The following is a 405-nucleotide window of genomic DNA, read 5'->3' on the forward strand; positions in this document are numbered from 1 at the left end:
CTTGTGTTTCCACATGGAACAGGATATTATTACAATATTAAGCCGCTCTTATGATGAGTACTTTGGTTTCAATCAACAAGAATCTGATCGTATGTTGCAAGACTATAATCTTGAGGCGAAAAGTGCTGTCACGGAATCATGATTGGGGTTCTAAATAATTTAAGAGATTATCTCGTAAAATCGAACCGGGAGAGTGTAACTGGCCGACTGGATATTTTAGTATGCAGCAGCAACGTGTCAAAAACACCAGTTATTATGGAACTTAAGGTATTACCAACTTATAAAAACATGGAAAGTACCTGTGATATGGCAATCAGGCAGATTGAAGAGAAGGCGTATGATTCCAGTCTGCCAGAGGAGGGATATACAGAAGTTCTCTTCTATGGTATCGCTTTTTACTTGACG

At 38.8% G+C, this 405-nt stretch carries 1 pseudogene; it reads left to right on the top strand.

Features of this window, described 5'->3' with window-relative positions:
- Positions 1-129: 129 nt before the first annotated feature.
- Positions 130-405, top strand: a pseudogene (locus NE664_14990) (PD-(D/E)XK nuclease domain-containing protein).

Origin of the sequence: Anaerotignum faecicola, assembly GCA_024460105.1 — a bacterium.
GTDB lineage: Bacteria > Bacillota > Clostridia > Lachnospirales > Anaerotignaceae > JANFXS01.